Annotated in this window: 13 protein-coding genes, 1 pseudogene and 1 other annotated feature; of the genes and pseudogenes, 3 read left to right on the plus strand and 11 right to left on the minus strand. The window is 53.6% G+C overall.

Annotated elements, in window-relative coordinates; genetic code table 11:
* Positions 1-24: 24 nt before the first annotated feature.
* Positions 25-324 carry a 30S ribosomal protein PSRP-3 gene (locus RHH81_RS00575; protein ID WP_149817201.1) on the minus strand — a complete coding sequence of 100 codons (300 nt, stop codon included), beginning with the start codon at positions 322-324 and terminating at the stop codon, positions 25-27.
* Positions 325-415: 91 nt separating this feature from the next.
* On the opposite strand from RHH81_RS00575, the gene RHH81_RS00580 reads away from it, so the two are divergent.
* Positions 416-1,213, plus strand: coding sequence for a TIGR01548 family HAD-type hydrolase (locus RHH81_RS00580; protein ID WP_310743199.1), 798 nt, complete (start codon positions 416-418; stop codon positions 1,211-1,213).
* On the opposite strand, the gene rnhA is transcribed toward RHH81_RS00580, so the two are convergent.
* The 7 genes from rnhA to secE form a co-directional block, all read right to left on the minus strand.
* On the minus strand, positions 1,146-1,625 hold the full coding sequence (gene rnhA, locus RHH81_RS00585) for a ribonuclease HI (RefSeq protein ID WP_206200617.1): 480 nt from the start codon (positions 1,623-1,625) through the stop codon (positions 1,146-1,148). The two genes, RHH81_RS00580 and rnhA, sit on opposite strands and share 68 nt — an antisense overlap.
* Before the next feature lie 79 nt (positions 1,626-1,704).
* Positions 1,705-2,103, minus strand: a complete 399-nt coding sequence (rplL, locus tag RHH81_RS00590) for a 50S ribosomal protein L7/L12 (protein WP_149817205.1) — start codon at positions 2,101-2,103, stop codon at positions 1,705-1,707.
* 75 nt (positions 2,104-2,178) lie between these two features.
* Positions 2,179-2,706, minus strand: coding sequence for a 50S ribosomal protein L10 (gene rplJ / locus RHH81_RS00595; protein WP_149817208.1), 528 nt, complete (start codon positions 2,704-2,706; stop codon positions 2,179-2,181).
* Positions 2,707-2,724: 18 nt separating this feature from the next.
* Positions 2,725-2,857: a sequence feature (ribosomal protein L10 leader region), on the minus strand.
* A gap of 27 nt (positions 2,858-2,884) precedes the next feature.
* Positions 2,885-3,601 (minus strand): 50S ribosomal protein L1, encoded by a 717-nt coding sequence (gene rplA, locus RHH81_RS00600; protein ID WP_190278287.1) that lies wholly within the window; start codon positions 3,599-3,601, stop codon positions 2,885-2,887.
* Positions 3,602-3,685: 84 nt separating this feature from the next.
* Entirely contained in the window at positions 3,686-4,111 is a 426-nt protein-coding gene (rplK, locus tag RHH81_RS00605; RefSeq protein ID WP_206200619.1) for a 50S ribosomal protein L11, read from the minus strand.
* Between the two features lie 14 nt (positions 4,112-4,125).
* Entirely contained in the window at positions 4,126-4,809 is a 684-nt protein-coding gene (gene nusG / locus RHH81_RS00610; protein WP_310743200.1) for a transcription termination/antitermination protein NusG, read from the minus strand.
* A gap of 30 nt (positions 4,810-4,839) precedes the next feature.
* Entirely contained in the window at positions 4,840-5,055 is a 216-nt protein-coding gene (secE, locus tag RHH81_RS00615; RefSeq protein WP_149817217.1) for a preprotein translocase subunit SecE, read from the minus strand.
* A 95-nt stretch (positions 5,056-5,150) separates the two neighbouring features.
* Between secE and RHH81_RS00620 the strand changes: the two genes are divergently transcribed.
* Positions 5,151-6,032, plus strand: coding sequence for an alpha/beta hydrolase (locus RHH81_RS00620; protein WP_310743201.1), 882 nt, complete (start codon positions 5,151-5,153; stop codon positions 6,030-6,032).
* 6 nt (positions 6,033-6,038) lie between these two features.
* On the opposite strand, the gene RHH81_RS00625 is transcribed toward RHH81_RS00620, so the two are convergent.
* Complete coding sequence (locus RHH81_RS00625) at positions 6,039-6,833, minus strand: hypothetical protein (protein WP_206200621.1); 795 nt, start codon at positions 6,831-6,833, stop codon at positions 6,039-6,041.
* A 176-nt stretch (positions 6,834-7,009) separates the two neighbouring features.
* Here RHH81_RS00625 and RHH81_RS00630 point away from each other — a divergent pair, with 176 nt between their 5' ends.
* Positions 7,010-10,018, plus strand: coding sequence for a glycoside hydrolase family 38 C-terminal domain-containing protein (locus tag RHH81_RS00630; RefSeq protein WP_310744301.1), 3,009 nt, complete (start codon positions 7,010-7,012; stop codon positions 10,016-10,018).
* Between the two features lie 157 nt (positions 10,019-10,175).
* Here RHH81_RS00630 and RHH81_RS00635 read toward each other — a convergent pair.
* Positions 10,176-10,514, minus strand: a pseudogene (locus tag RHH81_RS00635) (transposase); the annotation flags it as partial.
* Between the two features lie 68 nt (positions 10,515-10,582).
* Positions 10,583-11,623, minus strand: a complete 1,041-nt coding sequence (gene pseI / locus RHH81_RS00640) for a pseudaminic acid synthase (protein ID WP_310743203.1) — start codon at positions 11,621-11,623, stop codon at positions 10,583-10,585.
* Between the last annotated feature and the right edge of the window lie 2 nt (positions 11,624-11,625).

Here is an 11,625-nt window from a genome sequence, read left to right on the forward strand (position 1 = left end):
ATTTACCTCGGAATTCAGAATACCCTAGGCTGTGCCTACAAAACTAACATCACTAAAGCGCTTTTGTGCCTCGCTGACGGGACGATTTTTGCCTTCCTCTTGCCAGTAGTTAATGATTTCGGTGGCACGGTTGAGGAGTTCAATCCGCTCGGCTTCCGTAATCCAAGATTTCTTCTCTAACTCCGCCTTCAGGAGTTCCCAAGCATCGGTGCGCGGCCAAAAGAAGTAGGAGGTGAGGGGGCTTGTCCCTTTGCCAACAATTTGATCGACAGCGATCGCCACGTCTTTTTCTAACCAAAGTACTCTCAGGGTAAAGCGGGACAATTCTAACCTCCTAAAACTCGTTTTTCACAAAAAGCCATCCTTTATAATAACCAATCAGGCCAACTGCATACAAGTTTCTGGAGAGCTGCCGTTGAGTACCCCCTACGCCTGTGTCTTTTTTGATATTGATGGGGTGATTCGCGATGTCAGTCGTTCCTATCGCCGTGCCCTAGCGGATACCGTCGAGCATTTTACGGGGGGTGCCTATCGTCCCAGTCAAAAGGAAATTGACAACCTCAAGGCGGAAGGCTGCTGGAATAACGACTGGGAAGGGTCGCGTGAACTCATTTATCGCTACTTTGAACGCCAAGGGAAACCCCGCTGCCAAGTGCCCTTGGATTACGAGCGCCTTGTAATCTTTTTTGAGGAGCGCTATAGCGGCCAAAATTGGTGCGGCTATATTCAAGATGAGCCACTGCTGGTGGATGTTGCCTATTTTCAGGCTCTTGATCAGGCACAAATCCGCTGGGGGTTTGTCAGTGGTGCGACGCGGGACTCGGCAGAATATGTTCTGAAACACCGCTTGGGTCTCGATCAGCCCCTTTTGATCGCCATGGAAGATGCCCCCGGCAAACCCGACCCCACAGGACTCCGCATGGCCTACCGTCAGGCCGCGGCTCAGGAAACCATTCCTGCCTTTTATGTGGGGGATACAGTGGCGGATATGCAGACCGTTGTCAATGCCCGCAAAGAACAAGCAACAACGCCGTGGATTGCCTTAGGGGTGATTCCTCCCCATGTCAAGCCCGAAGATCGGCAACGCTATGGCGATCGCTTGCGCTCAGCGGGAGCCAGTGCAGTTTTTGAACACACGCGCGACATTACCCCAGCGATGGTGGCAGCGTTCTTAGGGCAATTGGCTGCCCACGACTCAAACTGCGGGCAATAAGATCACAGCGTTCATTGCCGACATCGCCACTATGGCCACGCACATGGTGCCACTGGACTAAGGGATCATTGAGGGCATCTAACTCCTGCCACAGGTCTTGGTTGAGAACAGGCTTTTTGGCGGCTGTTTTCCAGCCCCGCCGTTTCCAGTTGTGGATCCACTCCGTAATTCCCTTGAGGACATATTCGCTGTCGGTGTAAAGGGCGATCGCGCTCCCCGGAGCCAGTTGGCGCCATGCCTTGAGGGCTTCAATGGCCGCCTGCAATTCCATGCGATTATTTGTGGTCGCGGGGTGATGTCCCCCCCGTTCCTGCACAGAGCCGTCGGCAAAGTAAATGACCACGCCCCAGCCCCCCGGTCCCGGATTGCCTTCGCAGGCACCATCGGTATAAATGGCACGAATCTCGGTCATGAGTCTCTATGCCCTCCAAAGGTTGCAAATAAAAAAGGGTGGCCACAAGACCACCCCCGAAACAAATGGATACCAAAGACTACTTGATGCTGACTTTGGCGCCGGCTTCCTCGAGTTCTTTCTTAGCGGCTTCGGCGTCTTCTTTGGTGGCACCTTCTTTCACGGGTTTGGGCGTGGATTCCACCACTTCCTTAGCTTCCTTGAGACCCAAGCCGGTCAAAGAGCGCACCACTTTGAGCACGGCAATCTTCTTGTCGGCGGGGACTTCTTCGAGAATGACATCGAAGGCGGTTTTCTCTTCGACTTCTTCTGCGGGAGCAGCAGCCCCACCACCCACAGGAGCGGCGACCATCATGCCACCGACCGGCGCAGCGGCACTGACACCAAAGGCCTCTTCAATTTGCTTGACCAGCTCAGCGGCTTCCAGCAGGGTCAAGGATTTCAACTTTTCGAGAATTTCATCGGTTGCAGCAGACATTGTCAACTCCTATCGTTTCAAGGTTGGAAAACAAGAACAGGTGGCTTCCCAAGGGAAACCGAAAACAGGATCGATCTATGCCGCACCTTTGTCGGCGATCGCCTGGGTTGCCCGCGCCAAGGAAGCAGGAACCTCCTTGATGCCAATGGCAATCTTCGCTGTGACGGCATTGAGGGCACCAGCAATCTGCGCCATGAGTTGTTCTTTTGAGGGCAGATCACCAATGGCCTTCACTTGCGCTTCATCAAGGGCCCGTCCCTCCATGACCCCACCGCGTAGGGTGGTTTTTTTCGTGGCCTTTTGGAATTCTTGGTAGGCCTTGATCGTGCCGCCAATGTCATCCTTGACCAAGAGGAACGCCGAAGGTCCCTTAAGGAATTGGGTCATGGGTTGCCAAGTGTCACTTTCTTTAACCGCCAATTCCATCAGCGTATTTTTAGTGACCTTGCAACTGGCATTACACTTGCGCAAGCGTTGCCGCAAATCCTTCATCTCAGCATCGGTGAGACCTTGGTAGTCAATCACCAGTGCCATTTGTGACTCGCTCAGGCGTTCCTTTAGCTCCGCCACAATTTCTTTTTTGTTTGCTAGCGTGCGTCCCACGCGCATCACCTCCTGTAGTCAGTGAAAGAAAAACCCCAGCAGTGGTGCCGGGGCGATCGCCCAATCCCAACGGATGGACTTCGCAAACCTCGGCAGGAAGATTATGTCTGAGCCAGACCCCTGCGGTCTTCGGTTTCAGTCTTGAGTTGTCCAGTATTGGGCAATAGACAAGTCCTCCTTAGGCGGCTTCGGCCAGTTTTAGCTCCCGCAGGGCGTTGATGTCCACTTGAATGCTCGGCCCCATGGTGGCGGCCACATAGACACTGCGCCAGTAGCGACCCTTGGCACCACTCGGGCGGTTGCGGTCAATACTCTCTTGTAGTGCCTTGAGGTTAACGAGCAAGTCTTCGGCGCTGAAGCTAGCTTTGCCAAAGAGCACATGGACAATCCCGGTGCGATCGGCGCGGAATTCCACTTTCCCCGCCTTGAACTCTTGAATCGCTTGGGGCAAGTCAAAGGTCACCGTACCGGCTTTGGGCGATGGCATGAGCCCCCGCGGACCCAAAATCCGACCCACTTTGGCCACTTGGGGCATCATATCGGGGGTGGCAATGAGCAGATCAAAGTCCATCCGCCCCTTTTGAATTTCGTCAATGAGTTCCTCTGAACCCACAACATCGGCACCGGCGGCACTGGCTTCAGTCACTTTTTCACCCCGGGCAATGACCGCGACGCGAATCGTTTGACCGGTGCCTTTGGGGAGCGCCACAGTGGTTCGCAATTGTTGGTCGGTATATTTGGGATCAATGCCCAAGCGGATGTGGGCTTCTGCCGATTCAGGAAATTTGGCTGTGGCTGTTTCCTTCAGCAGTTGCAAGGCCTCGAGGGGAGCGTAGGGACGATCCTCCACCTTGGCATAGAGTTCGCGCAGTCGTCGCGAGAGTTTACGCATCAGAATTTACCTCCACGGGGTACTAACGAAACGCAGTTTCTCCCCCAACACAACAACGGACTCAACAGGAACACACGAAGGAAAGCTTTAGTCGGCAATGGTCACGCCCATATTGCGAGCGGTGCCTTCGATAATCCGCATGGCCGCTTCAATATCGTTGGCATTGAGATCCGGCATTTTCTTCTCAGCAATTTCCCGCAGTTGGGCACGGGTGATCCTGCCCACTTTTTTCTTGTTGGGTTCGCCGGAGCCTTTTTCAATGCCCGCAGCTTTTTGAATCAGCACGGAAGCGGGCGGCGTTTTCAGAACAAAGGTGAAACTGCGATCTTCATAGACCGAAATTTCAACGGGAACCACCATCCCCACTTGATCGGCGGTGCGAGCATTGTACTCTTTGCAGAACATCATGATGTTCACACCGTGCTGACCAAGGGCTGGACCAATGGGGGGAGCAGGGTTGGCTTTACCCGCTTGAATGGCAAGTTTAATAACTGCGACGACCTTTTTCGCCATAGTGAGTTAGCGTCCTAATCTACTTTTTCCACTTGAGTCACTTCGAGTTCGACCGGCGTTTCGCGGCCAAAAATCGAGAGTAATGCTTTCAGTTTGCTGCGCTCAGCACTGACTTCAATCACCTCTCCCTCAAAGTCCTTAAAGGGACCATTGAGAACTTTGATCTTATCACCACTATTGAGATCAATGCGGTGAACCGCTTCTTGTTCTTGGGCTTTGCGGAAGATGCGATCCACTTCGGCCGGACTCAGGGGCATGGGCTTGACGTGACCGCGGCCGCGGCCTGTACTGCGGCGTTGCTCGGCACCCACAAAGTTAATCACATTGGGGGTGTTTTTAATCACCTGCCAAGCTTCATCATCAATTTGCCATTCACCCGTTTCGGGGGACTGCTGTGCCCGCACTTGGACAAGAACATAACCGGGAAAAACTTTTTCCTCAATGGTTTGCCGCGAGCCATCTTTTTTGATTTTGATGACGGGGGTTTGGGGAATTTCAATGCGAAAGATGCGATCGGCCACATCCAGCGTATGGAGCCGCTGCTCGATGGTGCTTTTCACTTTTTTTTCGCAGCCAGAGGCCACCTGCACGGCATACCAAAACCGTTTGACCTTACCCGCTTGATCCCCTTCGGCCACTTCAACGGTGTCGTCAAGAGGATCGTTCAGATCAGAATGATCAGTAAATTCACTCACCATAGGCGCGTACTCGTAGGAATCTTTGGCTGTCTAGAAAATCAGTGTGGCCAGCCAACGAAAGAGTTCATCCACTAGGTAGATGACCGCAGCCGAAAGGGAAACGATGAGAATGACTGCCGCAGATTCGCCAATCAGACGCTGGCGATCGGGCCACACCACTTTGCTGAGTTCTTCCTTGGTTTCGCGGAAAAACTCGGTTAGATTAAAGCCACTAGTGGGCTTTTCGCCTTCGGTACTCTTGGTCACGGCGGCACTCCTTAGGGCGGGGGCAGCCCGTTGCTACCCGTTTAATTCAGCGCGATTTATTATCATAGCAGGTTTCTTCTTTTTAGGAAATCCCGATGTTTGATTGCTTGCGATCGCGCACCCTCACGACGGCTATGGGTGAGGTGGCCTACGTTACCAATGATCTCGGCAATGTTAACCCTGCTCGGCCGCCTTTATTTTTTTGGCATGGCTTTGGCGGTGGCTCGAGCCGCTATGAATGGTCGGTAGTTTACCCGGCCTTTTCAGCCGAGTATCCCCTTTTTGCTTTGGATTTGCCCGGTTGGGGCGCCTCTGAGCATCGCGATCAACCCTATACGGTGGCGGCTTATGTGGATCATTTGCTAGAGTGCCTTGGTCAATTGACGGCAGAACCAGCGGTGGTGATCACGTCGTCACTGACGGCAGCCTTTGCCATCCAAGGGGCGATCGCCCATCCCCAACGCTTCCGTGGCCTGATTCTCACCTGCCCAACGGGGTTGAGTGATTTTGGTCAAGATTACCGCCAGACCCCCCTTGCCCAGATTGCCCGCCAGCCCTATGTGGATATCGCCTTTTATCGCCTCGGCGTGGCCAATTCCCTGAGTGTGCAGTCCTTTATGGCCAATCAACAGTTTGCCCGACCTAGCCGCATCAGCCCGGAAATGATTGCCACCTATACCCAAGTAGCGCAGTCGGCGGGGGCAGAATTTGCCGCGTTGGCCTTTGTGCGGGGTGATCTCTGCTGCGACCTCAGTCGCTTCTTGCCCCATTTGACGGTGCCGACCTACATCGTTTGGGGAGAGCAGGCAAAACTCCCTCCTGTGGCCGTGGGTCAACGCTTGGCACAGTTAAACCCCGACGCGATTCGTGCCTTTGATGTGATGCCAGAGGTGGGACTAACGCCGCAGTTGGAGTGCCCTGCGGTGATGATTGGCTGGATTGATCGCTACCTTGGCCAGTTGCTGGCCTCCCCTTGAGGTGATCTAACGCTGGGCATTGGCAGTGGCGGGTAGGGTTGTGCCATAGACACGGGGGCGATCGCCCTGGGCCAATTGGGTGCTGCCTTGAGTATCCACTGCCCAAATTGTGGCTTTGGGGTTCCCCATGGTTTGGGTTTGAAAGAGTACCCGTTGCGGATCCGTTGTGCTCCAGCCCAAAAGGGTGGCAAAGTCGTATTCATCAGCGGTGGGATAAACCGTGGCCACATGACCCACCCCCGCCTGCCAAATCCATGCGCCATCGCTAATTAAATCAGTAGCAAACAAGCCGCCAAGCTGGCGCACCAAGAGACGATTGCCCGTTTCTGACCAGCCAACTGGAACTAGTACTGCAATCAGACCTTGGCCTTGGGGCACCTCTGCCAAAAACTCAGGCGGCATTTCCTTGAGGCTTTCAATGCGCTGCTGACTGCCGCTCTGGCGATCGCGAATTTCAAGAACGCTCACCAGTTGTTGCCGTTGCGCCTCGGGATCAGCCGTGAAGTAGAGGGTGGCCTGTGCCACATAGCGGCCATCGGGAGAGAGATATTGGGGCGTCTGCTGAGTCAAGCGGAGAGATTTCTTAGCCTTTAGAGCAGCGGCGTGGCCGTCGTCAATCCATTTCCAAGGGAGGGGGAAAGGACTCTGAAGCGGATCTGTGACTACTGTTTCTACGGGTTGATCGGGGGCTGAGGGTCGCTGGGCTTGGGCAGGCGTTACTGGGGCGATCGCAAGGGCTGTCAATATCCCACAGATTGAGGAGATGAAAAAGCCCCGCCACGGCGCAAATCGGGTTACCATGAGGTCACTCCTCTGAAATAAAGTTTGCTTATTTTATTGACAGTTTGGTTAAACGAGTGACGACGGCTCCTCACACCTCTAGCATAGCAATTGGCCTAGGCCGATCGCAGGAAAATTAACGAAGTTTTATGCTCTTGACAGAATTAGTCAAAAAATCTTGTGGCTATTTGCAATCATTGGCAGTCATTGAGATTCATTCCCAGTGGTTTCCCCTCAGTTCCCCCTCGCTCAAAGATGCGGGGACGAGCCCCTATGCAGTGAATGCTAAAGGGCATTTGGCGTGGCCCAAGGGTCGGCACTCCCTCTGGTTGGGGCAGCGAATCACGGTACCCGCGACGGTTCAAGGCTATAGTGTGGCGGGTTTAACTCTACGCCTTGATCTCACGTGGTGGGCGGATCGGGCAACGGTGTATGTCAATGGTCAGGTGGTGCATCAGGGGGATTTATTTGATCATTCGGTGAGTCTGTGCCTAGGGGAGGCGGTGACCCCCGGCCAAGCGTGGGAGGTGGTGTTGCATCTTGTGAGTCCCGGCCACGATGACGGTGCTTTGGTGAGATCAGGCCTGCGGTTTGAATCGCCAACGGGAGTGGATCCCGACTTTATTGCCACTGAGTTGGACATTTTGGCGATCTTTGGTGAAACCCTCAACCTGCAACCCCTTGAACCCCTGCTGAAGGACGTTTTAGAAAGTCATGGACAGCGCCCCATCTTAGATCTGTTGCTGGCGGAGATCCACGAGAAAATGCAGGCGATCGCCACCCCCTTGCGGGACTTCACCATGCACCTGTGTAGCCATGCCCATCTGGACTTGGCGTGGCTCTGGCCGATCGCTGAAACGTGGCAAGTGGCACAGTCCACTTTTCGATCTGTATTACAGCTGAAGGAACGCTATCCCGAACTCACCTTTACCCACTCCACTCCCGCCCTCTATGCCTATTTGCAGATCCATGCCCCAGAACTTTTTGGGCGGATTCAGGAAGCCGTGGCAGCGGGTTGGTGGGATGTAGCGGCAGGCCTTTGGGTCGAACCGGAACTCAATCTCATTCATGCTGAGTCCATTGCCCGTCAGATTCTCTATGGTCAGCAGTACGTGCAGGAGGCCTTTGGTGGCATTAGCCCCATTGCTTGGTTGCCCGATACCTTTGGTTTTCCGGAACGGCTCCCCAGTTTCTTGGCTCAGGGGGGCATTCGCTACTTTGTCACTCAAAAATTGCGCTGGAATGACACCACGCGCTTTCCCCACGGTTGGTTTGTCTGGCGGGATGTGGCGAGGGCGGAGGTGAATGCCCTGATGTCAGCACCCATTGGCGAGGGGATTGCTCCCGTGAAAATGGCTACCTATGCCCAAGAGTGGTGGCAACAAACGGGATCGCGGCGCAGTCTCTGGCTCCCCGGTGTCGGCGATCATGGCGGTGGACCAACGGCAGACATGTTAGAACGGGTGCGACGCTGGCAACACCTCGGTGGTATTGGGCCGCAGTGGCGGTGGACAACCGTGCAGCAGTATCTGGAACAATTAACCCAGGAAACACCCCCTACAACCGCTTGGCAAGGGGAACTCTACTTGGAATTCCATCGCGGCTGCTACACCAGCCATGGCGATCAAAAGGCTGCCCACGATCGCGCCCAACGCCAACTGCAAGAGGCGGAACGCTGGTGTGCCCTCGCGGCAATCACAACTTCTTTTTCCTACCCCAAAGAAGAACTCAAAGCCTGTTGGCAACAACTTCTCTTTAACCAGTTTCATGATATTCTCCCTGGCTCCTCGATTCCAGAGGTCTATGCTGAGGTGGCGCCAACGTGGCAGCAACTCCTGACCACGACAGAGACAGTCCTAAGGGAAGCACAAACAGCGCTGTGCCAGTCCATTGACGGCGGTGAACCGCCGGTGACAGAGGCAATTCCCGTTGTGATTTTCAATGGATTGGTGGGCGATCGCGCCGGGGTTGTCCACATTGACTTGGCGCAGCTACCGCAGGAGGTTCCCTCTTGGCGGGTTTATTGTCCACGGGGCGACTACGATTTACCAGCGCAGTTGAATGCTCCCCAAGGTTGCTTGACGTTTCGTACCCCTGAGGTGACGGGAATTGGCTACACGCTGCTGTGGCTTTGCCCGCGATCGCGCCCTGATACGTTACCAACCCCACCCTTGGGCTATGTCTTAGAAAATAACTATCTCCACGTTGAAATTGATCCGGCAACAGGGGAAATCACTAATCTGTATGACAAGTTGAATCATCGTCCCTGCTTGGGCGATCGCGGTAATCAACTGCAATTTTTCCGTGATCAGGGGCAATACTGGGATGCTTGGAACATTGACCCCAACTATGGGCAGCATCGACTGCCGGGAGCGACCCTAGAGGCTATTGAATGGGTGACGTGGCATCAACTGGAGCAGCGACTACGGGTCAGATGGCGCTTTCAGTCCTCGCAGATTCAGCAGGAGTATGTGTTGCAGTATCAAACCCCGTGGCTGCGCATTGATACGGTGATTGACTGGCAGGAGGAACATATTCTCCTCAAGGCGGCTTTTCCCTTGGCAATCAGTGCTGAGCAGATCACCTGTGAAACTCCCGGCGGCGTTACGCTGCGCCCGACCCTTCCCAATCCCCACCTCAGCGCCCATGAGCAAACAAAATGGGAGGTGCCCTTTTTAACGTGGGTGGATCTGAGTACCCCAGAGTATGGGGTGAGTCTTTTCAGCGACTGCAAGCATGGCCTTGATGCCCAAGCGAATCAACTGCGATTGACCCTGTTGCGATCGCCCACTTGGCCGGATCCGACGAGCGATCGCTGTCAGCACCGCTTTAGCTATGGTGTGTTTCCCCACAGTGACTCGTGGCAAGTGGCCGGTGTCCCGCAGCAGGCGGCTCAGTTTAATCAACCTCTGAGGGGAGAAATTGCCCCCGCCAACCCATCAGGATCATTACCGCCCCACGCTCAGCTTCTCCATTGGTCGGATGCCCGCATTCAATGCCTTGCCCTCAAACAAGCAGAGGATGGACAGGGTTGGCAATTGCGAGTAGCAGAAGTGGCTGGGGAAGGGGGCACCTTGGAACTGAACTCAACGCTAATCCCATGGCAGATCAAGGCACCGCAAACACTCTTGGAGACGCCCACAGAGAATACCAACACAGTGACCCTCAGCCCATGGCAAATTCAAACCTTCCGACTACACCCTTGACCTACAATTGCGCCTTGAGGATTCTTGGCGATTCTGAGACAAATCTCCCTCACTCAAGCAGGGCAGCTTGTTGACATTACAGCACATCAATCGTCGGGAAAGCTGTTGAAATATGACTCAAGTCTAAACTATAGCTATTCCAATAAAGAATGAGATATCATCCAGCACAATACTTGCGAATCACCTCATCAATCGAACTGTTTGACCCTGCATACATCCGCGCTCACTTCAGCGCACTAAAGTCGTGCTCAATCACATTCAAATCAGGAGAGTATTTCGGTAAAAATAACACCTCGTGACCCGCCGCTTTGACCGCTTCCTGAATCACCCCTTTTGGATGAATCGGTACATTATCCATCATCAACAGCGAACGTTTCTCTAACGCCGGCAAACAGTACTGACTCAGCCAGTTCACAAACCCTACCGCATTCAAATATCCGCAAAACAGCATTGGGGCGATGAAGTCTTTCTGGTGTCTATACCCTCCTGCTACTAATACTAATATCATCTAAAGAACCATATTATTTGCTTATTATGGCCAATACTACAACAGATAGTACAAACTCAGCCAATATGCTCCCATGAAACAGCCGTACCCCGCTCAATGGCCTGATTCACTCGCTTGCCCAGCAGTACCTCATAGTATTTAGGAGGCAACCCATACCCAGGGCGAATCGAACGAATACACTCTGGCGTAATCACTTCCCCTGCCACCATATCTTTGACAAAGTACAGTGAGCGGCGATACACCAGCGACTTTTTCTCCGCCTCCGTAGGCCCATAGTGCACCCGCCCCAGCGCTTGATAAGCCCGCTGCGTTTCCTCCACCAGCAGTTTCATTTCGTGGGGTTCCAAACTAAAGGCGGCATCTACCCCGCCCTCAGCACGACTCAGCGTAAAGTGCTTTTCAATGACCGTTGCCCCTAGAGCCACCGCCGCTACTGCGACACCGATGCCCAGTGTGTGATCCGATAGCCCCACTTCACAGCCAAAGAGTTCCCTTAAGTGCGGAATTGTCCGTAAGTTAGAATCCGTTGGACTCGCAGGATAAGTGCTAGTACATTTGAGCAAGACAATCTGATCATTGCCGGTTGCCCGAATTGTTCGCACCGCTTCATCCAGTTCCGCAAGAGTTGCCATCCCTGTAGACATAATGATGGGCTTACCCGTTTGGGCGACCCGACGGATCAGTCCTAAGTCCACATTTTCAAAGGAAGCAATCTTATAGATTGGGCAATCCAACTCTTCAAGAAAATCAACTGCTGTTAGATCAAAAGGGGTGCTGAATGCAATTAGCCCCAGTTCTTTAGCGCGCTTGAAGATGGGTTCGTGCCACTCCCAAGGGGTATAGGCTTTTTGGTAGAGATTGTAGAGATATTCCCCTTGCCAAAGACTGGTCTTGTCACTAATGAAAAAATCAGGCTTCTCACAGCGGAGCGTGATTGTATCCGCCGTGTAGGTCTGAAGCTTTAGGGCATGGGCACCAGACTTGGCGACTACTTCAACGATCTCTAAGGCTCTATCAAGGGACTGATTATGATTCCCTGACATTTCGGCAATGATGAAGGGAACAGTGGTTTGGAGTTTATTTACTTTAGCATTCATTG

The sequence above is a fragment of the Thermosynechococcus sp. PKX95 genome (assembly GCF_031583295.1).
GTDB lineage: Bacteria > Cyanobacteriota > Cyanobacteriia > Thermosynechococcales > Thermosynechococcaceae > Thermosynechococcus.

Bases quoted from the DNA above. Each gene is read 5' to 3' on its own strand.
- rnhA (WP_206200617.1), bottom strand. From the start codon at position 1,625: ATGACCGAGATTCGTGCCATTTATACCGATGGTGCCTGCGAAGGCAAT.
- rplL (WP_149817205.1), bottom strand. From the start codon at position 2,103: ATGTCTGCTGCAACCGATGAAATTCTCGAAAAGTTGAAATCCTTGACC.
- rplK (WP_206200619.1), bottom strand. From the start codon at position 4,111: ATGGCGAAAAAGGTCGTCGCAGTTATTAAACTTGCCATTCAAGCGGGT.
- nusG (WP_310743200.1), bottom strand. From the start codon at position 4,809: ATGGTGAGTGAATTTACTGATCATTCTGATCTGAACGATCCTCTTGAC.
- RHH81_RS00620 (WP_310743201.1), top strand. From the start codon at position 5,151: ATGTTTGATTGCTTGCGATCGCGCACCCTCACGACGGCTATGGGTGAG.
- RHH81_RS00625 (WP_206200621.1), bottom strand. From the start codon at position 6,833: ATGGTAACCCGATTTGCGCCGTGGCGGGGCTTTTTCATCTCCTCAATC.
- pseI (WP_310743203.1), bottom strand. From the start codon at position 11,623: ATGAATGCTAAAGTAAATAAACTCCAAACCACTGTTCCCTTCATCATT.